Annotated in this window: 11 protein-coding genes; 4 read left to right on the plus strand and 7 right to left on the minus strand. The window is 57.2% G+C overall.

Features of this window, described 5'->3' with window-relative positions; all coding sequences use genetic code 11:
• Positions 1 to 650: 650 nt before the first annotated feature.
• Positions 651 to 9,650: a CxxxxCH/CxxCH domain-containing protein gene (locus K0A93_02415; protein ID MBW6510959.1), complete on the plus strand. Its 9,000-nt coding sequence runs from the start codon at positions 651 to 653 to the stop codon at positions 9,648 to 9,650.
• A gap of 620 nt (positions 9,651 to 10,270) precedes the next feature.
• Here K0A93_02415 and K0A93_02420 read toward each other — a convergent pair.
• The 4 genes from K0A93_02420 to K0A93_02435 all read right to left on the minus strand — a co-directional run bounded on the left by K0A93_02420 (position 10,271) and on the right by K0A93_02435 (position 13,300).
• Positions 10,271 to 10,381: an ACT domain-containing protein gene (locus K0A93_02420; GenBank protein ID MBW6510960.1), complete on the minus strand. Its 111-nt coding sequence runs from the start codon at positions 10,379 to 10,381 to the stop codon at positions 10,271 to 10,273.
• A gap of 30 nt (positions 10,382 to 10,411) precedes the next feature.
• Positions 10,412 to 11,821 (minus strand): protoporphyrinogen oxidase, encoded by a 1,410-nt coding sequence (gene hemG, locus K0A93_02425; protein MBW6510961.1) that lies wholly within the window; start codon positions 11,819 to 11,821, stop codon positions 10,412 to 10,414.
• Positions 11,822 to 11,912: 91 nt separating this feature from the next.
• Positions 11,913 to 12,389 carry a chemotaxis protein CheD gene (locus K0A93_02430; protein ID MBW6510962.1) on the minus strand — a complete coding sequence of 159 codons (477 nt, stop codon included), beginning with the start codon at positions 12,387 to 12,389 and terminating at the stop codon, positions 11,913 to 11,915.
• Between the two features lie 29 nt (positions 12,390 to 12,418).
• Positions 12,419 to 13,300 carry a HAMP domain-containing histidine kinase gene (locus tag K0A93_02435; GenBank protein ID MBW6510963.1) on the minus strand — a complete coding sequence of 294 codons (882 nt, stop codon included), beginning with the start codon at positions 13,298 to 13,300 and terminating at the stop codon, positions 12,419 to 12,421.
• Between the two features lie 419 nt (positions 13,301 to 13,719).
• Between K0A93_02435 and K0A93_02440 the strand changes: the two genes are divergently transcribed.
• On the plus strand, positions 13,720 to 14,709 hold the full coding sequence (locus K0A93_02440) for a zinc-dependent alcohol dehydrogenase family protein (GenBank protein MBW6510964.1): 990 nt from the start codon (positions 13,720 to 13,722) through the stop codon (positions 14,707 to 14,709).
• Positions 14,710 to 14,862: 153 nt separating this feature from the next.
• Here the strand turns inward: K0A93_02440 and K0A93_02445 are convergent, their stop codons facing one another.
• The 3 genes from K0A93_02445 to recQ all read right to left on the minus strand — a co-directional run bounded on the left by K0A93_02445 (position 14,863) and on the right by recQ (position 19,522).
• Complete coding sequence (locus tag K0A93_02445; protein ID MBW6510965.1) at positions 14,863 to 15,903, minus strand: zinc-ribbon domain-containing protein; 1,041 nt, start codon at positions 15,901 to 15,903, stop codon at positions 14,863 to 14,865.
• Positions 15,904 to 15,969: 66 nt separating this feature from the next.
• On the minus strand, positions 15,970 to 17,232 hold the full coding sequence (gene lysA / locus K0A93_02450) for a diaminopimelate decarboxylase (protein MBW6510966.1): 1,263 nt from the start codon (positions 17,230 to 17,232) through the stop codon (positions 15,970 to 15,972).
• A gap of 484 nt (positions 17,233 to 17,716) precedes the next feature.
• Positions 17,717 to 19,522 (minus strand): DNA helicase RecQ, encoded by a 1,806-nt coding sequence (gene recQ / locus K0A93_02455; GenBank protein MBW6510967.1) that lies wholly within the window; start codon positions 19,520 to 19,522, stop codon positions 17,717 to 17,719.
• Positions 19,523 to 20,033: 511 nt separating this feature from the next.
• Between recQ and K0A93_02460 the strand changes: the two genes are divergently transcribed.
• Complete coding sequence (locus K0A93_02460) at positions 20,034 to 22,904, plus strand: PEGA domain-containing protein (GenBank protein MBW6510968.1); 2,871 nt, start codon at positions 20,034 to 20,036, stop codon at positions 22,902 to 22,904.
• A gap of 26 nt (positions 22,905 to 22,930) precedes the next feature.
• Positions 22,931 to 23,743: a hypothetical protein gene (locus K0A93_02465; protein MBW6510969.1), complete on the plus strand. Its 813-nt coding sequence runs from the start codon at positions 22,931 to 22,933 to the stop codon at positions 23,741 to 23,743.
• The last annotated feature ends 173 nt before the right edge of the window (positions 23,744 to 23,916 follow it).

The following is a 23,916-nucleotide window of genomic DNA, read 5'->3' on the forward strand; positions in this document are numbered from 1 at the left end:
AATTTATTAATATTGATTAATGTGTGTTTTTAGCGAGAAGCAGGCGGCTTCTTTTTAGATTGTTTTTGGGGGGTAGTCGGTTAGTGCCCCACCTCGGTTTTTTGATGCAGTCACACAAGAAATAATATCGATCACTTCAAGACGTAAATGAGTTTAGCCCAACATTACAAGTAGTTGACGCGCACAACATATTCCATCCATTTTGGTCATGACATGTATATGAGCCTTGGGGCACAAACCGACTACCCCTTTTTGTTTTTTTTAATTGATTAGTATGTGTATTGGTGTTTATTATCTAACCCAATCTAATAAATAAATGCTCAGGAGGACATGGCATGGGAGACATAGCTCGCATCTTGGTTTTATGGATTTTTATCGTGGGGTTCTTTGGGCCCATGCTCCCAAACATAGTTTTTGCGTCGCCAACCCACTTAGTAAGCTGTCAAGAGTGTCACAGGACTGGCGTTGATTGGGCTTCGCTGGACGGTGGCATTTGCATCACCTGTCACGAATCGAGTACACCAAAATATGTTTTTAATGACGGTGTAACGTATAACACTGTCGGGTGGTTTGTTTCCGGCGATGCCAGTAACGCCATGGGAACTGTTACTTCCGATTATAATTCCGCTATCGGAAGGCAGACCTCACACATGTGGCAAAAGCTTAGCGGTGAAGTAGTACCTTCGGCCGGTGCCACGACCCCGACCACCTACACCCGGCAATTCAACGGCCGCTATCAAATATCTAAAGGCAAACTGGTTTGTTTCCGTTGTCACGACCCCCATGCGAATGTTAATTCAAAGCCATCATTGTTGAAAGTCGCAAAGAATCAGGATCAACTTTGTTCCGATTGTCATAAACCGTGGTACGTAAACAACGCCAATGCTCTGCTGACTCACCCGGTCGGCGTCGCTGTCAACTACAATACGGTTGCTGCGGCTAATCCGACCAAATACCAGACGGCGGTTGTCAATACGGCTAACAGCGGTATCCGCACCGTCAACGGCATGGTCAGTTGTACCTCGTGTCACGGGGTTCATTTTACGGATTCCGACTCGACGACTGCTGACGGTTTTGGCAACTGGGCTGCACTTTCGAACTCAGACGGCTATATTTTGCGCAGTGACGGTCCCCGGCGCACTGGAGCGAACGGCACTGAGACGGCTCAGCTGCGGTCCAATTTATGTCAGGCTTGCCACACCTACCAGCCGCACGGCAACGCGACGGAGCCAGTCGGTTGTCTTGAATGTCACAGCGGGCACGCCTTCAACGGTGGTAACCCCAACTATTTCGTATTGCGCGACGTTGTTACAACGAACACCTACAATACGGTCAACGCTCTTGACTTCAAAGATGCGACCACCGACCATGGCGGTAGTAAAAGCGTCGCCCAGGTTTGGTCCGGTGAGGTCATCGGCGACATTGCCGGTTACTGTGAGAAGTGTCACGGTCAGTTGACCGCAATGTCGGGCAGCATCAGGACCCATATTGAGGGGGAAAATTGTCGTACCTGCCACCAGCATGACGGCGCAAATTATGCGTTTGAAGCGACCGGCTGTGACCAGTGTCACGGGTATCCGCCGACGACCAACACTCCCGGTGCGACGACCGGCTTCGCGGTTGGTACGTTCCGTTACGATACCGTATCGGGTGGTACGATTTTCAAGGATGAATCGCTGACGCCGCACGGGGCGCATGCTGCTGGAGGAAGTCGTTATTCATTTTCATGCAGTGACTGCCACGGTAATGAAGCTGCAACCACCGGACACGATACCGGTTCTTTCCAGCAGGTGCTTGACACTGCCGCCGGTGCTTTGCCCGGCCTGACGACGAATGGTGGTGTGTTATCGCCCGTCTACACTGAAAGCGGCGTCGGTAGCTGTGCAAGTGTGTATTGTCATTCAAACGGCGACCCGCGTGACGGTGTCATAACCTACCCGGTTTCCGATCCGGTTTGGGGAAATGGTGCCAACACTATTATCGGTACCGGGACCGAATGTCAGATTTGTCACGGTAATGACGTGACCACGATGGGTACGCGCGGAAACTCCGCAGTACATGCCAAGCACCTGGGCAGCGGCACGCTGGCGATGGGCAAGACCTTCTCCTGTTCCGACTGCCACAACTCGACGGCGGTTAACAGCATCTCTTTGCAAACGGGTGCCATCGGCGGTGCTCACGTCGATGGCAACAAAGATGTCGTATTCGATACCGCCGGTCTGGCGGGCAACGATGCCAGCATCGGTTTCGCCAGTGGCACCGGTGTTTGTACGAACGTTTACTGCCACTCTAACGGACGTGCCAATTTCAAGTCCCCCGACTGGGACGGCGGCGCGGCGACCTGCACCACGTGTCACAACAATGGAACTGATGACGGCGTGTTGACCAACGCCGCTCCGGGTGGTGTTGACAATCCCCATGTCAAACACCTTGCGGTCATTGGTATCGACTGCGCCACTTGCCACGGTGCAAACGACGGTACCCATGCTTCGCATGTCGATGGTACCATCGATTCTCCGACTCAGGCGACCTGCAATGGCTGCCACGGTGCAACTGTGTCCGGCACCGGGAACGATATTGAACCCGTCTGGAGTATTAGCGGTGGCAATGTAACGTGCAAAACCTGTCATCTTGGCACCTTGGCAAGCGTCAACGCCAAGACGGCACCGGGCAAGGACTCCGCGATTGCCACCGGACACAACAAGCCGAGCGGTAACTACGTTGTTTCAAATAACAGCGCCGCAAATAAAATCTGTGAATCCTGTCACGATGGTGCCGACGTCGGCCATTTTGACGGAGTCAGCGGCGATGACATGCGCTTGCTTGCAGCCGCCATGACCTGTACAATCTCCTGCCACGGCATCGGTGGTTCGGCGCTGAAGAACGGGATCGTTACCCATCAGAGCAAGTCCTGCAACGTTTGTCATGACCCGCATGGCAGCAGCAATATCTATATGGTCAAGGCGACCAGTGCTGGCGGGTACAGCGGCACGGTTGTTTTCAACTCGATTACCGGTATTGATTCGTACGACGAGGATGACGTCGCCAACGCGGATGATATCTGCGCCACCTGCCACAGCTATGGCGGTGGTGCCGTGACTACCCACAATAATCAGACGAACGAAGGTGTCGCCCACAAAGAGGGACTTGACTGTTTCACCTGCCATAAGTCGCACACTGATGTAGCTGCCTTCGGCGTGGGGGCAGGAACCGCCTGTAACGATTGTCACGGTTTCCCGCCGGCTTCCGGTGCCCACCGTGACGGGGCGACGCTGTCCGATCCGGAGCTGCATACGATCACCGTCTCTTATAATGTGGCGGTCGAAGATATTAGCGACTGTGCGACCTGTCACAGTGGTGCCGACAGCTACAGCTACGATCCGTCAGTCGATCAGGGTGGCAGTCTCAATCACAGCAACGCCTCCGGTCGGAAGACGATTTTGACGAGCAGTGTCGGTTACAATACCACCAGTCTCAATTGCTCCGGTGCCTGCCATGCCTCGACCGCTGCCGACGGTACATGGAACGACGCCAACGGTCTTAATTGCGATGCCTGTCACTACTATGAAGCGATCCCGACCAGTGCCAACAACGTCGGTAGCGGAGCGGTCGGCGGCAGCCACAATATTCACTTTAACAGCGCCACGGTTACGAGTTGTGCCAACTGCCACGCTATTCCGGTCGATACCGCTCATATCACCACCGGTGCCGGTACGGACGCCGCCAGGATCAGCGGTCGTGCGGCTGCAACGATGGATGAGGCTGCGGTGACCGTAACGGCGTTGAATACCGGCAGCGATCCCGATCCGGGCAATCCGACCTGTAATAACCTGGCCTGCCACAACCCGTCGAACGGCACCTATACGGCGACCTGGACGGTGGCGAATGTGGCTGGCTGCGCCTTCTGCCACAGCAACACCGCTCCGGCCACCGGCAGCCACGGTCAGCATCTGAACGCAGCAACGACCTTTGGCATCAACACCATTGCCTGCACCAGCTGTCACGGCACGGCACCGGTTAGCAACGCGCACAGTGACGGGACGGTGAATCTGCTGGCGGGGATGAGTTACACCATTGGAGCGGAGGACGTGGGCGGCACACTGGGGAGCTGTACCACCAGTACCTGCCACAACAATGGCACGGCAGCGGCGACGGCGGTGGTGACCCCGACATGGGGGACGCCAAGCGCCGACTGTACCATCTGCCACGGCAACGCGCCGACGACCGGGGCTCATACCACTCACATCTCCGGTGCGAAGGGGCCTCAGTCCGGAACCGTTTGCAATACCTGTCACCAGTCCAACGCAAATAATACGAGCATGGCGGGGATGACCGCCCACATCAACGGCTCGGTTCAATTTGCGGATGGCAATGCGTTGACAACGACCGCTCGCTGCAATACCTGTCACGGCGGGGCCACCCCTGCCGGAACGGCCAAGACGAACTGGCCGACCTCTGCCCCGGTTGCCTGCGAGTCGTGCCACAGCACCACTCCGGCAAACAGTCAAGCGGATGGAGGAGGGGTCTTTGCTCCGGAACGCGCCGGCGCCGCCTATACCAGTTTCGGCCATGGTCGTACCGGGGCAGGCAAGCCAGGCAAAGCGTGCGCCGATTGCCATAATGAAAATTCATCACACATCAGCGGTACGTTAAATGACAATAATCGCTTGAACATCGTTCTGGCCAAGGATTACGCTCTCGATCCGGACGGTTTCTGCGGCATCTGCCACGAGACGGCCAATGTCGAGCACATTCACAAGGCCAACGGCGGCGCTGGCACCAGCGACAGCGGCAACCGCTGCACCATTTGCCACGAGCCGCACGGCGCCGACGGCTTTGACGCCATGGTACGCAGCAGCATCGGCGGCAAAAACGTCGTCGGCTTCACCGACCGCGCCGTGCGCACCAGCTATTATCTCGATCCGGTGAACAGCGGTGCCAATACTGGCAAATACGGTATCTGCCAAGTCTGTCACGATCCTACCGACGCAACGGCAGAGGGTGGGAGCATCCAGTATTTCAACCGCAGCACGGCGACCCCAACCCACTACAGCGGCGTCTGTATCGGCTGCCACAAGCATGCCGATACTCCCGCCTTCAAGCCGAGCGGCTGCAGCGGCTGCCACGGCGATTCGGTCGCCGGCAATTTCTGGCCGGATGCCGGCGCTTATCCTGATCGCGCCGGACTGCATCCGACCCATGTCGATGCCATTGCCGTCAAGATGGCCGGCGGGGCAACGCTCGACAACAAGAACGCCACCTGCGTCTACTGTCACCCCGATCCTGGTGGCAACAACGTCAACGGAGTTGGCCATGACACCAACAGCACCGGCAGTCCGGTTGACATCTCCGACCTGCACAAGGACGGCTGGAATCCGGCCAGCAGTTATACCAACCTCCAAGGTGGAGTCGACGGCGACGGCAGTTACAATCCGGCCATCAAGCGTTGCTCCACCGTCGACTGCCATTCGAACGGCGAGTTCACCTGGACCTGGTACCCCGACGTGCTCGCCCCGGGCCAGATCACCAATCTGGCGGCGGTGACCGGCACCGAACCGGGAACGGTTGACCTGATCTGGACCGCGCCGGCCAACGACGGGAATGCCGGTCCCAACGCCTATCACTACGAGGTGCGCTACAGCACCGCTGCCATCAACGATACCAACTGGGCCAGTGCCACCATCGCCGGCGGCCCGCCTTCGGTGGGGCGCCACGGCAAACTCAATGCGACCGAGATGAAGGTTGACGGGCTCACTGGCGGTAACACCTATTACTTCGCCGTCAAGACATCTGACGAGGACGACAACTGGTCGACGGCCTCCAACAGCGTCAGCGCCGCAGCCAAAACCGACAACCAGGCACCGATCTTTCTCGGGCTGGGCCAGTCGCACAGCACCGACGAAACCGGTACCGTGGTGCTCTCCTGGGAGGCGGCCCAGGACCACTCCCTGCCGGTGACCTACACCGTCTACTATGACACCGGCACCATTGAGTACAGCGCCGTTACCGATACGGCGATTACCACCACCGGCACCACACTCAAGGTGAGCGGCCTGCCGACCGGCGTGCTTTACCACTTCGCAGTGCGCGCCAAGGACAGTGCCGGCAACAGCGATGCCAATACCATCGTCAGGGCGGTGCTGCCGATCACCACGGCGAAGATCCAGCCGACGACCGTCACCTACTACACCAGCGGCACGACGGTTCTGCAGACCGGCACCTACGGTACGACCGGCAGCGGCAACGCCACCTTGCGGACCGCCAACTTCGCCGCCGACACCAATGTTGTGGGAACCAGCTTCTACGCCAGCTTCAGCAACGGAAGTGAGACCGTCGGCGGGACGGTGACGGCCGACCTGGGTTACTGGAACGGTGTATTCAATGCCTTTACCCCGGCGGTTACGGTGACCAAGACCGTCCCGCCGAACACCTCCAATAAGGTGCTCCGTCTCGGCTTTGGCTCCGGCGGCATGGTGTCGGCCGGTAACGGGCTGGCGTTGCGCATCACCGTGACCGGCGCCACGGTCTCTTACGGCAACGCCGCCAATCGCGGTGACATCACCGTGCTGCTGACCCCCTACAATCATCTGCCGACGGCCTTTGCCTTCGTCACGCCGCCGAACGGTAACGGGATCGTGAATATTTCCTGGAATGCCGCGACCGACACGGACGGCCACCTCGTGCATTACGACGTGGTTGGCAGCGACGACAACGGCGTCACCTTCAAGCATGTGATCGCTGAAGGACTGACCGGTACGCCCACGGTCAACGTCACTTGGGATACCCTCAAGGCCGGTATCGGTCTGAGCGCCGCGAACACTGGCGTGATGGTTAAGGTGCTGGCCATGGACGGCTACCAGAAGGGGGATGGCAGCGGTGCCGACCACACTGCCCTCACCTCGGCGGCCTGGACGGTAAATAACAGCGTCGATACCATCGCTCCGGGACAGATCAAAGACCTCGTCGCCGAAACGCGGCCGAAGAGCGGCTCCGCCTACCTCACCTGGACGGCGCCGGGCGACGACGGTTACGACAAGACCCGTGCCGCCCAGTACGACATCCGCTACGCGATGGCGGCGATCACCAACGACTCCGACTACAATCTGGCCACTCAGGTGACCAGTGAGCCGGTGCCGACCTTCGGCGGTACGCCGCAGGGTTACGAGGTGGTCGACCTGATCCCGGATACCCCCTACTACTTCGCCATCAAGGCTGCCGACGAAACCGGCAACTGGTCGACTCTCTCCGACAATGACTCGGTCGCGGTCGGCACTCAGAGCCCGACGGCCAACGGCGGCCGTAAGTGTGGCATCTGCCATGGCACGCCACCCGACGATGTCACCACTGCGGGCAACCATCTCCAGCATGGCTACACTGTTCACGACTGCGCCAAGTGCCACGGCGATGAGGTAGCGACCTACGGCATCAAGGACTACAATTTACAGATCCGTCACCAAGACGGACTGCTACAGCTTGGCTGGGGGCGCGATGCGACAGGCGCCAAGCTGCCTCAGGTGACCGGCGTGTTTGCCGGCAGCACCCTTACTTATACGCAGGGCGGCTTCATGATCTACGAAGACACCAGCTCCGGCGGTTTCACCTTGTCGCCGACCGGCGATCAGATCGACAACGGTACCTGCTTCAATTTCGCCACCACCAACGCGAGCGGCTGCCACGGGCCGGCGACCCCATCCTGGGATGAAAACTCGACCCTGCCGTGCGCGGCCTGCCACGGTAATCTCTTGCGAGGCAACGACGCTTATGGGCAGCCCTACGACGATGCAGGGAGCGAGGAGCTTTTGGCATCGCCGCCGGTCGACAACCATGGCAACTCCACCGGCAAGTACGTTGGCCAGCACGAGAAGCATCTCAACTACTCATTCCGCTACTCCAAGGGCGATAATTGTCGGCTCTGCCATAAGGACAATGTTCATGCCGACGGCAAAATTGATGTCGACTATGATATCGACGCGGCTGGTATAGGGGCTCTCTTCACTCCGAATGCTACTGGACCCAATACCCCGGGAACTTGTGGCGGGACTTCTGTGTCTACCTGCCACGGTACAACCGCAACGCCAGCCTGGGACAGCGCGGAGGTTGTCGATTGCGTCAGCTGCCACAACTTCAATGGCAGCACCCCGGCGCACGTGACCGATCCGGCTGCCGGCGTCACTCTGCCCAACAACGGCTGGGCCACTGACCCGATGTCGGGCAACTGCACCTACTGTCACCTTGCCGGTCATCCGAGCGGAACGCCGGCGGATACGGTACTGATCCCCAACAACAGCTTCGTTGGCATCAATTACTCGGGCGGCGGTATTCACCTGCGCACCGATATCGGTGGACGCGGCCCCTACAGCTCCGAAGCCGAGATGTGTTGGGGATGCCACGACAGCAACAGCATCTCCGAATGGGGGGATAACAACAAAGCGCTGACCGGCGGCAGCCCCTACAACTACGGGACCGTCAATAGTGGTACGAGCGCCAAGTGGATCGTCTCGCCCGGTGTCGGCGCCACCTGGAGCAGCGGCAAGGCCGCATTCGCCTACAAGACCGGGGCGATCCAGTCGACCCACAGCACCAGCCCGGCCGGCTCCAGTGCCGTCACTCTTAATACGGCGGTGACGCCGAAGCGCTACCAGGAGAATGTTGATGCCGTGGCCAACCTGCACTGCAGCAACTGCCACGACGTGCACGACATGAACCGGGCACCCAACGATGCCGCCACTGGCTCCCCCTACCTGCGCGGCAACTGGATGGGGAACCCCTACGAAGAGGACGGTGCGCCACAGGCCGGCAAAACCTATACCGCCTATACCTACAACATCACTCATTCTTACGCCGCTTCGACCATCGGTTTTGGTCCGGTCCCACGCGGCGGTATCAACTATACGGAGCTTGGTGGCTACTACATCGACGAGAATAATGTCGTCCCCGGCACTGGCGAGACCACACGGACTGCGGCCACCAACCCGACCGCCGCCTGGACGTTGCAGAACTCTGCGGGGCTCTGTATCCTCTGCCATGGTGACAACGTCGACGCCCTTGACCAGCAGACCGGCGAGAATCTCTGGCTCGGCACTAATGGCCACTCCAACTCGGCTCTTGGCGGCACCGGTGTTTATGCGGCCAACATCTTCGACTACACCCATGGTCGGCCCGTTCCGAGCCCTAACACGACCCTTAGTTCAGAGGGCTTCACCAATAGGATACCCAATATGGCCAATCAGCGGGGGGCAGAGGTGGCCGGTGACAATTACTTTGTCTACGGTTACCGCCTCAAGACCTGGAACCCGCAGACGCATAGCCTCAACAAGGAACCGATCGATGCTTTGGCCTATGATTGGGGTGTGACCGTCGATGCTGCAACCACCGACAAATGGTATCACCAGTTCAGTTGCTCCAAGTGCCACAACCCGCACGCCTCGCGGCTGCCGAAACTGATGATCACCAACTGCCTCGACATCACCCACAACACCTGGGACGATAACAAAAATTCCCAGACCCGCAGTACCGCCAGCACGACCGATATAAACAAGAAGCCGGCCTACTACGCTTCGGCGCAGACCTGCCACCGACGCGACAGCAGCCGTAACGCGACCTTCAACGACCCGATCAACGGCGGTTGGAACCTGGTGACGCCGTGGTAGTTTGATTTGAAAAAATGGAGTCAATCGTGCGCGTTTCGTAATTCAAAAATAGCTTGTAATTTGTCGGATTTGGTCAGCGGCAACAAGTTCTGACGGTTAAGTCTGGCAGTAACAAACCACTGGCATGAAAATTTTGAAGTAAATCGGTCACAGTCTGTTCGAACGATGTCTTTTTGGTTAAAAAAATGATGTTTTGGCTGTTTTATGCAGCCAAAACATCATTCGCTTCAAGTTCCAAACCATACAAACTCAGCTCAGGGTGATATCGACATGCAACTCGTCGGCGACCTGTGCCCTTCCTCGATTACTTCGCGATCATCGGTGACCGGCACCTGAATGTGAATGTCCATTACGTAGAGTGGTGCGCCGCTTTGCGGGGAGGGGCGCACATCTGGTTTGAGATCGATGATGTTGGGCGCCAGTTCAGCGAGAAAACGGCTGATTTTATAGCCGATCCCCGCAGGATCTTCCCCCTCGACATGCAGGACGTAGTCGGCGGTGGCTTTGGCGATGTTCCGGTGCTGTTGAAGCGGCCGCAGGAAGGTGGAGATCTTCTTGTCTTTTTCCAGACGGCGGCACTGGAGAAGAGCATGATCAGGCGAACTCGTCCGCCAGCAAGGTCATGTTTTTTTATCCAGATTGTAGCCGTTTTCGTAGAGTATACCGGTGACGTCGGCGGCAATGCCGGGGCGGTCTTTGCCGAAAGCGGTCATGCTATAGCGATTGTCCATGTCATCCGCCGCAATTCAGTGGGCGCAAATTCAAGAACGGGCGCAGATAAAGTCCAGCGCCTGATCGGCAACCCGGTTCGCGGCATTGACGCAGTCATTGAGACCGACGCCGAAGAAGGCATTACCGGTGAGAAACAGTCCGGGCTTGCGCTGCAATTGCTCGTCCAGGGCGACCAGACGGGCCGCGTGTCCGGCACGATATTGCGGGATGGCCCGTTCGTGACGGAAAATACGCACAAAATCGGGCGCTGCGTCGATCCCCATGATCTGTTTCAGATCAGCCATGACCCGCGTCTGAATTTCACTTTCCGGTAGATTAATCACCCCGGTGTTGGCTGCCCCGCCGATCATGGAGCGCAGTAATACTTTCCCCGCCGGGGCGCGATTCGGGAAGATGCTCGAATCCCACAACGTGCCCAGGGTGTTGCACCCCTCTTTTTTGGGGATCAGATAGCCGAAACCGTCGAGGTCACGGGCGATCTTGTCGCGTTCATAACCAAAGCAGACGACAAAAAGCGGTGAGTAGGGGATGCCGTTAAGCAGTTCCGCCATGGGCGGCAGCGATTCGTTCAGCATGCTGCTCAGGGCGAAGGCGGGAGCGGCGGAGATGACGATGTCGGTATCGATCATGCTGCCGTCCGCCAGATGGACTTCAAAACCATCTTTTTTCGGCAGAATGCCGTTGACCGCTGCACCGGTTCGGATCGTGTCGCCCAGCGCGCACTGCGCTTCGTTGGTCAATTCCTGAATACCGCCGATAAATGAGGTCAGCACGCCGCCGGGGCCCGCCGCACTGGCCACCGCTTTCCCCGCCTTGCGTTCGGCCTTTTTCTTTTTGGCGAGCATCATCATCGCCTTGATCAGACCGCCGTATTCCATCTCCAGTTCGTGAATGCGCGGGAAACAGCTGCGCAGACTCATCGTCTCCGGATCACCGGCAAAGATCCCCGAAACCATCGGTGCGATCAGCTTGTCGAGCGCCTCGGCACCGAGCCGCCGTCGTCCGAAATCCGCCAGGGTTTCGTCTTCGTCGTCGCGTTTTGCCGGGATGAACGGTTCACAGGCGAGGCGCATCTTTCCCGGCCAGGAAATCAGTTTCGAGGCGAGAAACGACGGGCCGCCCTCCGGTAGCCGGTGCAGAAACTTCTCAGAGTAGATGAAACGTTTGCGTGCGTTATCATCGGAGCGCAGCAACCGGTCACGGATGCCGAGGGTATCACACAGTTCGAGAGTCATTGGTTTGTTGTCGAGAAATCCGTTCGGCCCCCATTCGCACAGGTAACCGTCTTCTTTGATGCTGAGAATTTTTCCGCCGGTACGGTCTTCCTTCTCGAAGATTTGCAGATCGATATTCAGCCCGGCCGCGGCGGCTTTTTGTTGCAGGGCAAAGGCGGTGGCCAAACCGGAAATTCCGGCACCGACAACGACAACTCGGATCATTTTTTCCTCCTTGACCCCGACCGGGTGGCCGAGGATGCGTTTCTAGATATAGCGGTGCGTATGGTGCGCTGATTTTGCTGCCGGGGAAGCGTCAACTGCGTTCCTGATGCCGCTGCATCCAGACTTCACCGGTCGCGGTGTTGAAGATGACCTTGCGTCCGACCCGTCCGCCGAGGTCGGCACCGACGATCGGAATACGCAGTTCATCAAGTTGTGCTTTAACCAGTTCCACATTGCGTTCACCGACTGCCAGCAAACCCCCGCTGCTGGACCACATCGAGGCACCGCCGAAAACCTTGGCAATCAGTGTTGCGTGATTGGCACCGCGTTGCAACAATTTTTCCAGAAGCCGGTCAATGGCGATATTACCGTACTTGGGTGTCGGTAGACCATCCCCGTTCCACAGTGGCAGTAGAAAATGGTTCATTCCGCCGCGATGATGTGCCTGGTCCCACAGACAGACAGCGACGCACGAACCGAGAATGGTTGTGACCAGATGCTCAGTAGCGGGGGCAAAGATCGCTCCGGGAAGAAGGAAATGTTTTTTGATGTCGGGGGTTGGTCCCACTCCGGTGCTCCGTGGCAAAATAAATTAATTCAAAATTTTTCGACATTGTCGAACAAAAAAACGTTTCCATCTTCAGCGCTGGCAGAGACCTCCGCCGGAAATGGTGCCAGGCTCAGCTTAAACTGGCACCAGGGAACAATGTCGTCGGTCGTCAGGGTAATGGTGCCGAAGAGCAGTTCGGCCAGAGAACGGCAAACACTGAGTCCAAGCCCCTGGCCGTGATGTTGCTTGGTTGAGCCCATATCGAGTTGCCGGAAGCGGTCGAAGATTTGACTGCGGGCGGTTTCATCCAAGTGTACCCCGGTGTTGCGGACGGAGAGGAGCAGGCTGTTATCCTCTTGTGTAACGCGAACATCGACAGCAGCTCCAGCGGGGCTGAATTCAGTTGCATTGGCAAGCAGGTTGGCGAGGATGATGCGCAATTTTTCCGGATCGGTCACAAAATATTTGGGCGCGACTTCAAGGTGGTGGCGAAAGTCGATTTGTTTGATTCTGGCCTGATGGGCAAACATTTCGAAGGTGCTGGTGACCAGCGCGATGACATCGACCCGGGCCGGGAAGGGGGTCGCTTCCCCCGCTTCAAGTTCGGCAGCGGCAAAAACATTTTGCAGCTGAAAATCGAGATTAAACGCTTCGAAGTAGATGTCAGTGGCAACTCCGGAGACTTCAGCGGGAGAAACATTGCCGCAGATCATCTGTTGGGCCAGCCCGGTAATGGCGGTGAGCGGAGTGTTGATTTCATTGCGAACGTTCGACAGAAAATGACTTTTCAACGCTTCCGATTCCTGCAATTTGCGATTCATCTCCTCAAGTTTGGAGGTGGTCATGCGCAGGTCGTGCAATGCTTTGTGATTCTCCTCAAACCGCTCTTCCAGGGCGCGAATCAGCTCTTGGTCGCTCAATTGGGTCATGGGCAAACTCTCCTTTATAGTGTCACGGTCACACGACGCTAAAGATGACACGGGAGGGGCATCGTCGCAACAAATTATTGCGCTGAATGTTGTCTTTCAGGGGGTCCCAACGCGTGAAGTGTACCAGCCCGGAAATGATCCGCCAACAATTTACCGCACAATTTACCGCGCCTGGAATAAATATGATAGATTTGATTGCGTTCATGTCGCATACGAAACTAGTACCCTGTAACCCATAATCTTTCGCATCTTGCTTGTTCTTTGCCGCGTCAGCTACGTTCCGATTTCAGCTGTTTAGCTACGGCTAGGCAACAGAAATCGCGCCTTGCTGACACGTCAAAGCCCTGCGCAATCCCTCGAAATCCTATGGGTTACAGGGTACCAGGAAGGAGCAGACAACAATGACCCTGCCGCCAACAATGCGCGCCATGGTTCTGGAAAAACCGGCAACACCTCTGCGCGAACGTCACTTGCCGCTGCCGCAACCGGCGGCGGGGGAGGTGCTGCTGAAAGTTGCCACCTGTGGCGTCTGCCGGACCGATCTGCATATTGTGGATAACGAACTGAACGCGGCACAGCTGCCGCTGATTCCAGGGCACGAGATTGTCGGTCGGGTGGCAGCGCTCGGTCACGGCGTGACCGGGCTGCAGCTCGGTGACCGGGTTGGTGTGCCGTGGCTGGGGCGGACCTGCGGGGCATGTGCTTATTGCCAAAGTGGTCGGGAGAATCTCTGTGATGCCCCCCTTTTTACTGGATACACGCGTAACGGGGGGTATGCTGAATATGTCGTCGCCGACCAGCGCTTCACCTTCATGCTTCCCGATGAATACGACGATCTTCACGCCGCGCCACTGCTCTGCGCCGGGTTGATCGGCTATCGGACTTATTGCATGGCGGGTCCGACAGCGCGACGGATTGGCCTCTACGGTTTCGGCGCGGCGGCGCATATCGTTGCCCAGCTGGCTCTTTTTGAGGGGCGCGAAATCTACGCCTTTACACGTCCCGGTGACCAGGCCGCGCAGCTGTTTGCGCGCAAGCTGGGCGTGACCTGGGCGGGAGACTCCGACATCATGCCCCCTGAGCGACTCGATGCGGCGTTGATCTTTGCCCCGGTCGGCGCACTGGTGCCGATGGCGTTGCGAGCGGTTGGCAAAGGGGGGCGGGTGGTGTGCGGGGGGATTCACATGAGCGATATTCCCGCCTTTCCTTATCGTGATCTGTGGGAAGAACGCAGTATCGTTTCGGTGGCCAACCTTACCCGCGATGACGGTCTGGGTTTAATGCGGGCAGCCGCAGCGGCAAAAGTCCGCACAGTAGCGGTCCCTTTTTTGTTAAATCAGGCGAACGAGGCATTGGCATGTGTGCGCGAGGGACGCCTGGAGGGGGCGGCGGTACTGACGATCGCATGATGGCGTCGCAAAAAGTCCGCCCTCCGGCGTTACGCTGGTTTTTCAGGACCTCGACCTGCCTGATGCAGGCCTGTGCCCCTGAAAAACCACCAAGCCTTGGAGGACAAAATTTTTGCTTAGCCATCCAACTTTTTTTGCGAGTGCATCATGCGTTCAGGGCATGATGTTAAGCTGAATAAAGCAGGTGGAGAGATTCTCGATGAGTGCCGTGCCACCCCAGAAGAGGGCGGCGGGGATCAGCAGATAACCGAGTGTGCCAAGGATCAACCACGCCGCTTTTGCGCTGCGACTGAATGCTCGCGGTGGCGCGGGATTGAGGGCACGCAGTTCCAGATAGAGGGCTTTTGGCATCAGCAGGGCGAAGGGCCAAAGGAGCAGCACGAGGAGTGGGCCGATGATCGGAATGAACCCGAGCAGCAGCGTGACGACCCACAACAGCAACGACAATAACAACAGCCGACCGCAAATCCCCCAACCATACCCGCGCACATACGCACGGCTAAGGAGCAACGCGTCCATCCCGCGCACATTTTCCGCAACCAGCAGATACTGGGCAAAGAAGAACCAGACGTAAAAGACAATGCCGGGGATGAAGAAGAGCAGTGTTCCCCCAACCAGCATATGGCCGAGCAAGGTCATCAGCCAGAAGTACCGCCAGGCATAGGCGCATCCTCCCGCAAGAGCGGTCTTGACCGTGATCTCATCAACGACGACCGCACACATGACGGCGGCCAGCCACCAGCCGAGGGCGTAACAGCAGAGGATGATGCCGAGAACGATTGCGCTGCTGGTGACCAGGACGCTGTTGCCGCTGACATCGATCAGTGCTGCCGTCGCGGCAGTAAAGAGGGTGCCGCCGGAGACGACCAGAAATGTCGCTGCCAGCCAGGTGCCGACGACGACCCAGCCTTTGCTCTTGATCAGCCGCCAAATATCGGGGCCGAGTACCTTGATCGGGCTGAGGCGGCCGTTGCTGTTAGAAAGCTCAAGCGCCGGAGAGACAGATTCGCTGTTCGGCGTGGCTGCGCTTGGCGACGGAATCGAGGCGGTCACAAGGTCGGCGAAAACCGCGTTTTTATCGAAAGGAAATTTCTCCCGGCACTGCGGACAGGTGACGGTGCGGTGCCCGGCGGGAATCTTCTCGGCCGGGACGTCACGGGCATAGTCACAATGGGGGCATTTCACTTCGATCATCGCTGTTGCGTCCAGTTGCAAAAGAAAAGACCGGCACGTTGCAAGGTGCCGGTCCTGCGAGATGGTTTAGTTGGTCTGCATCACGTCGGGGGTGAAGTTGCAGGTGGCGAAGTAGTCCTCCAGCGTTTCCGCCCGGCGGATCAGTTCGACCGTGCCGTTGGCGCGCAGCAGCAGTTCTTTGGGGCGCAGGCGACCGTTGTACTGGAACCCCATCGCATGACCGTGGGCACCGGTGTCATGGATGACGAGCAGGTCACCTTCGTCAATCGGTGGCAGTTCGCGCTGAACGGCGAATTTATCGTTGTTCTCGCACAGCGAACCGACCACATCGCAGGTCTCGCTCTGTGCCGCGTCTTCCTTGCCGAGGACGTCGATGTGATGGTAGGCCTCGTAGAGTGCCGGGCGCATCAGCGCTGACATGCAGGCATCGACGCCGACGTACCTGCGGTAGGTGTCCTTGTGGTTGATGGCGGTGGTTACCAGCGCGCCGTGGGGACCAGTCATAAAGCGACCGCTCTCCATGAACATCGTCGGCTGATAACCATGTTCCGCACCGAAAGCGGTGAACAGGGCGGTGATTTCCTCGGCCATCGCGTCAATATTGAGCGGGGCCTGGTCGGGGCGATAGGGGATGCCGAAACCGCCGCCGATATTGACGAATTGGAGCCGGATACCGAGTTCCTTTTCGAGCAGTGCGGCAAGGTCGAGGACCATGCGCGCGGTTTCGACCATATAGGTATAGTCAAGCTCGTTCGAAGCGACCATGGTGTGCAGCCCGAAACGGCTGGCACCGCGTTCGCGCGCCTGACGGTAGGCGTCGATCACCTGCTCGTGGGTGACACCGTACTTGGCCTCGACCGGGTTGCCGATGATGATATTGCCGGTCCGGCGCGGGCCGGGATTGTAGCGGAAACAGACCAGTTCGGGGAAGTTTGGTACCTTGTCGATCAGGCTGATGTCGTCCAGATTAAGCACGCAGCCGCCGTTGCCCAGTGCTGCTTCAAACTCCTCCTGCGTGGTGTTGTTGGAGGTGAACATGATATCTTCAGCCTTGGCACCGAGTTCACGCGACAGGATCAGCTCCGGGATCGAGCTGCAATCGAAACCGAACCCCATCTCCCGCATAATCTTGAGGATCGCTTTATTCGGCAGTGCCTTGACGGCGTAAAATTCCTGAAACCCGGCAATGCCGGAAAAGGCTTTTTTCAGTTGTGCGCCAGTTGCGCGGATGCCGACTTCGTCGTAGATATGAAACGGGGTGCCGTAGTGAGCGGCGATTGCTTGCAGTGATGGGAAGAGGCGGTGTTTAAAGTCCGGGGACATGGGCATAGTACAGGCTCCTGAGAAGAGAAGATGTTAACGGTTCGGCCACGTATATATACAGGATTGACGGGGAAATGACAAGGGGGCGGGATTTACATTGCGGTCAGATCAAAACTGGCGAGGGCAAGATCCCTATTCCCCCGTCAAGAAAAACTTCGCAGCAAGGAAGCCGGGCTAATGTCCCTGCCGAGCTCACCGAGGCGGTTTTTGAGCTGGTCGAGATCAACTTTCTATTGGGCAAGCCAATGTGCCCTTTCACGTGAACCGGTCAGGAGGGCGCAGAATTCGCAATTCAACCGTGATGCACTCGCAAAAAAGAAAGAGATGGCTAAGCAAAAATTTCGTCCTCCAAGGCTTGGTGGTTTTTCAGGGGCGAAGGCCTACATCAGGTAGGTCGAGGTCTTGAAAAACCAGCGTAACGCAGTAGGGCGGACTTTTTGCGACGCCATCAACCGTAATCAAGGGGCGTGAAACCTCACCATCGCAGCAACTACATCGATCTGCCAAAGTCGATGATGACACTGATGAAATCCTCGCCAAACTTTTCCAGCTTGCGTTTCCCCACCCCGTTGATGCGCAAAAACGCCTCTGGATCACGCGGCAGATACGCGGCCATTTCCACCAACGCGGCATCGCCGAAGATGACATAGGGCGGTACGCCGTCGCGGTCGGCGAGGGTCTTGCGCAGTTCGCGGAGCTGCTGGAAGAGCTCTTCGTTGTAGTCGAGTTCACCGATCTTTCTGCGTGTTTTCTTCTTCGGCAGCGGTTTCACCTTGACGCGCGGTTGCGCCAGCGTCAACTGCCGTTCGCCGCGCAATAGTGGACGGGCATTGGCAGTGAGTTGCAGCACCGAAAAGTTGGCGACATCCTGGCGCAGGTAGCCGAGGTGAATCAGTTGACGATAGAGGCTGCTCCAGTAATCCTTGCTGTGCTGCGCACCGATGCCGTAGGTGGAAACTTTATCGTGGCGCAGATCGAGAATCCGCTGGTTGGCGGAACCGCGCAGCACGTCGATAACGTGGTTCATCCCGAAGCGCTGGCCGACGCGATAGACGCAGGAGAGTGCCTTGCGGGCGTCCTCGGTGGCGTCAAAACGCTGCGGCGGGTTGAGGCAGATATCACAGTTGCCGCAATCCTCACTGAGCTCTTCACCGAAATAGCCAAGCAGGGCGCGACGCCGACAGGTGAGCGGTTCGGCATAACCGACCATGGCGTTGAGTTTATGCAGCTCGATACGGTTCTGCTCCGGATTGCCGCCTTTTTCAATCAGCCCGCGCACCAGCGCAATGTCGCCGTAACCAAAAAGGAGCAGCGCCTCGGCGGGGAGGCCGTCGCGTCCGGCGCGGCCAGTCTCCTGATAGTAGCTTTCGATATTCTTGGGGATGTCGTAATGGACGACAAAGCGAACATTCGGCTTGTCGATCCCCATGCCGAAGGCGACCGTTGCCACCACCACTTGGAGGTCGTCGCGCAAAAATTCTTCCTGCACCCGCTGACGCTCTTTGTCCGGCAGTCCGGCATGATAGGCGGCCGCCTTGATTCCGGTTAAATTGAGTTTGGCGGCGACTTCTTCGGTGCGCTTGCGGCTCAGGGCGTAGACAATTCCGGCATCATGGGGCCGCTCGGCGAGAAAGGACTTCAACTGGTTGAACGGCTGATGCTTGTCGATTACGGTGTAACGGATATTTGGCCGGTCGAAACCGGCAATGAAACGGCGGGCGCGGCCGAGGTTGAGGCGCTGGATGATGTCCTCGCGGGTCTGCGGATCGGCGGTGGCGGTCAGGGCGATCAGCGGGATGGCGGGGAAGAGTTCGCGCAGTCGCCCGAGCTGAATATATTCCGGCCGGAAATCGTGCCCCCACTGCGAGACGCAGTGTGCCTCGTCGATGGCAAAGAGGGCGATATCGATGGACTTCAGCCGGGCGATGAACTCGTCGCTCAGCAGCCGTTCGGGAGCGATGTAAAGCAGGTCAAGTTCGCCGGCGTGGAGTGCGGCAAGGGTAGCACGGGCGGTGGCGGCGTCGAGCGATGAGTTGTACTGCGCGGCGCGGACGCCGTTGGCAAGGAGTGCATCGACCTGATCCTTCATCAGCGAAATCAGCGGGGAGACGATGATCGCCACGCCCTCACGGTGGTGCGCCGGAATCTGGTAGCAGAGCGATTTGCCACCGCCGGTCGGCATCAGCACAAAGGCGTCGTCGCCGCCGATCAGGGTGTCGATGATCTCCCCTTGCAGGGCGCGAAAATTGCTGTAGCCGTAAATCGATTTGAGGGTTTCAAGGGGGGTAGCAGACATCTGGTCACAATCGTTTCGTTGGTAGTCCGTCGTGTGTTCTTTCAGGATGCGGTGAGGGGCGAGGCCCCTTCGTCTTTTTAACATGAGATCGGGCTGAACAAAAGGACTGAATTATTTTCGCCACAAGTGATGATGGCTTAGCCATCTCATTCTTTTTTGCGAGTGCCGCAAGAGATGGCCTCGCCGCTCAATGGATTCCTCCGTAACTATCGATGAAGGTCATTGAGCTGAAGAGGGGGGGTTGGGCTGGTTCGGCTTCCGCATGATAAGTCTGGTCAAGTGCCGGATGCGACCGAATTGTGTCAAATTTATGAGGGATGTATTTGCACTGCGTCAAAAAAACGGTATAAAGGATAAAGTTAAATATTTTCCAATGCTGCGCCTGTCTCTCCTGCAAGCTTTGCGTGTTGTTGGTATCAAGTTTGCAGAATACCGGTTCAAGAGTTTATATGCTGTTACTGTTTGTCACCATAGATACGGAAGTTTTTCGAAGGATTCAGGAGGCGTCTCAATGAAACCGTTAAAGGCCACTCTTAGCTTGATTGCAGTGATTTCACTGTTTGTAGGAGCCATATGGCAAAGTCCTGCGAGCGCGGCGACCAGTCCGGTTCTGACGCCACTGGGCAGATTCCTTGATTATTCGGTTATAGAAGTTCCTTCGGCAATCGATGTTGACGATGCGGGGAACATTTACGTTGTCGATTCGTTGCGGAAGCGGGTCGCCAAGTTTGACAAGTACCTCAAGTTCCTGCGCTACTACGACAAAATGCGGGTTTACGGTAGCAGTTTGGCGGTCACGAACGATGGCCGGAAAATTATTGTCGGTAGCGGCGAACAGGTTGATATCGTTGATGGTGACAGCGGTGAAGTGATCACGGCCTTAGGCGTGGGAGATGGCGAGTTTACCTTTGCCGTGGAGATCGATATCGATCCATTGACGCAACGGGTTTATGTCGCGGATATGGCGACCTTCGGGGTCAAAGTCTACGACCTGAACAGTGGCGAGTATCTGTTCCGCTTTGGCAGTAAAGGCTATGGCAATGGCCAGTTCCGGAATATATGGTCCCTGTCGTTCAATGAATATAGCGGTGAGGTTTACGTTTCTGATATCGCCGGGTACAGTACCATTCGTCCCAGTGTGCAGGTGTTTAACCGCGATGGCCAGTTTCTTCGCAATATCAAAGGGTATGACGGTTTTGGTGCTCCTCCGGTGCCGTTCTTTTCCGGGATGACCTTTGACCCCTCCGGGCGGGCCTATGTGCTCGATATTCTCAACGGAGCTATTCGTTTCCTTGGTCTGCCGACCACCCCTCTCGGACAGTTTAAAAATCCCGGCTATCGTCCCGGCCAGATGGCGATGCCGCGTGGTATCATCTACGATAAACTGACCGGTCGCTTGTTTGTGACCTGCGACGGAGCGCGGATTGAAATTTACGGGGTTGATGGCGCAGAGAATCCGGCCAATGCCAATGTTGCGCCGGGACAGCCGGTGCCGGTCAGCCCGGTGGGCGATGTTGAAGTTGTTACCGCGACACCGCAGTTGAACTACTTGAATGCCACCGATAATGACGGTGATAACCTGGTTTATGATGTCCAGGTTTTCTCTGCCAGCGAGGTCGTTGCCGACTATATTGGATTGCCTTCCGGTGCGACCGAGTCGTATGCCCAGGTGGCCGCAGAGCTGACCGAGAACGCGCGTTTTGGCTGGCACGTCAGGGCGTTTGACGGTGAAGCCGCGTCCGACTGGACAGCACAACAATACTTCTACGTTAATGCTCAGGAAGAAGCTCCTGTCGCGCCGGTGCTGCTGGCTCCGGAAGCAGGGACTATCGCCGCTGGCGCCACAGTCCTGAGTTGGGGGACAGCGGTTGACCCTGACCCCTTCGACACGGTTAGCTACCGGGTAGAGATTGCCGCAGATGCCACCTTTGCCGAGCTCGTCGCCAGTGCTGACCTGACCGGAAACGCGATCATGCTCAGCGAGTTCGCTGATTACCTGGCATTGCAGGACGGTCAGACCTATTTCTGGCGGGCTCTGGCGGTCGATAACCACGGTCTGGTTTCGGTAGCCGGTGATGCAAGCAACTTTGTCTACGATACGACGGTTCTGCGCTTCAGTGCCAATATGCCTGACGCCGCGGTTTATCTCGGCGGCAACTACGCTTATAGTGGTCGCTACATCGGGCATACTCCCGTAGAACTGCGTGATGTGCCGGCAGGGGTCGAAACCGTGGTCGTGAAGCGGGCGGGCTTCGAGCCGTTTGTGGGCAAGGTGGTGATTGGTGAGCGTGAAAATATCGATTTTTATGCACAACTGGTCGCGGCCATCATGCCTGCCGAGCTGAAGGCCAACCCACTGTCTGCGGATGGTCAGAAGATCGTTCTCAACGGTGCGGTGGCCCCCTTTATCGCCGATGTGAATGCAGATGGTGTGGTTGACCTGGTCGCCGCTTCAGCCGATGGTGCCATCAACCTGTTCACTGGCGCCCTGGTCGACGGCGAGCTTGAGTTTACCGCTGCCGGTTTGCTGGCTGCTGAGTTGCCGCTGATTTCGGGAGCCTGTCCGCTATTGGTTGACTGGAATAATGACCGCGTTAGCGATCTGCTGGTTGGTGGCGCTGATGGCACCGTGTCGCTCTTTGTTGCTGTAAACGGGGTATTGACCCCGACCTCACTGACCCTGGTCGGTGGCGCTCCGGTTATCGTGGCCGGTGATGCAGCGCCGGTGGTCTACGATATTGACGCCGACGGTGACAAAGATCTGCTCGTCGGTTCAAGTGACGGGACGATTGCCCAGTTCATCAATGTTGGCAGTGACGCCGCGCCGCAGCTGAGCGCAGCCGGAAATCTTTCCTTTACCATGGCACCCTCTGCGGGCCCGGTTGCACCATTTGTGACCGATTGGGACGCTGATGGTAGCGATGATCTGCTGGTGACTGCCGGTGAGCATATCTATGTTTACCAGTCGGCCGGTGCGGTATGGTCGCCAGTCGGGGTGTTGGCAGTGACAGACGCGCTGCTCAATAACAACAATGGCAAATCGAAGACCGGTGCTTACTCGATCGGTACCGGCCTGACCCTTTTTGCCCTTGATCTGGACGGGAAAAAGGGCAAGGATCTGCTGGTCGGCAACGATTCCGGCGAGATTCGCCTGGTACGCTCTTTCGGTAAAGACTATGTTGCTGCGTTTAATGCCGCTCTTGTCGACAAGGTCGCGCAAATCACCACCGCCAATGAGACACCGGTTGATAGTGCCGCGCTTGGTGCGGCCATTGCTGAGGGTGACTATAAACAGGTCGCAAAAGAATGCCGCTCTCTGCTGCTGACACTGGATGCCGCCGCGACGGTTTATGCTCAGGAACTACTGGACATTCTTAAATAAATTTTCAGACGATAAGGATTCAAGACGTGAACAGAAAAACGTTAAGAGGATTAATCGGTGCTATCCTGTTTGTCGCAGTGGGGGTGACAACCGCTTCTGCCGCAAAGGTTGTCGATGTTTCGGCGTCGCTGCATAATTTTTCTACCGCTGCAATGGCTGAAAATCTGCAATACGGGTCGACAAACGAGACGGAGGTATGTATCTTCTGCCACACGCCGCACAACGCCAGCGTGGGAAATGAACGACCGTTGTGGAACCGCACGGACCCAACTTCAACGTGGGTATTCTACAACAGTGCGACGCTGACCCCGGCAGCTCGCCCCGGCGCCGTGGGGACGGTCAAGCCGGCATCACTGATGTGTCTGAGCTGTCATGACGGTAGTATCGGCGTTAACCGGGTGATTAATGAAAGTAATATTACCGGTCCCATTGAGCTTGTTGGTGATCCCGCCGATGTCTATGTCTGGCCCGCCGGTTTCATGGAACCGTGGGTCCCCGGACCGCGCATCGGCGCTGCACCGGATAGTGTTGATGCTTTTGCAGATACCGGCAAGCTGTATGATGATCATCCGATCTCGTTCAGTTACGCCGCAGCCCAGGGTGCCGATCTTGGGTTGCATCCGATTGGCGATGCCAAATTGGCCGGGCTGGTGTTTTATCCGCGTAACGGAAGTGCGGATCACATCGAGTGCGGCACTTGCCATGATCCCCACGTTGCTTATGATAATTCCGGGGCTTTAGGTGCGCTCACGAACGCCTCGGCGAATCCGAACTATGCACCGTTTTTGCGTATTTCCAACACTGGCAGCACGATGTGTCTGACCTGCCACAACAAGTAAACAGAAGAGTACCGAAGCAACCCCACACCGCCACGGTCTGGGGTTGCTTTAACGCATAAAGATTAGAAAAAATTATATAAATTATACAAATTGTAGACCCGTAACGCTGCGAGCAGGGTCGCGGTATACATGCAAGATTAGAAAAAAACCATAAGTAAATTTTATAAATGACG

Source organism: Desulfuromonadaceae bacterium (assembly GCA_019429445.1).
Taxonomy (GTDB): domain Bacteria; phylum Desulfobacterota; class Desulfuromonadia; order Desulfuromonadales; family JAHYIW01; genus JAHYIW01.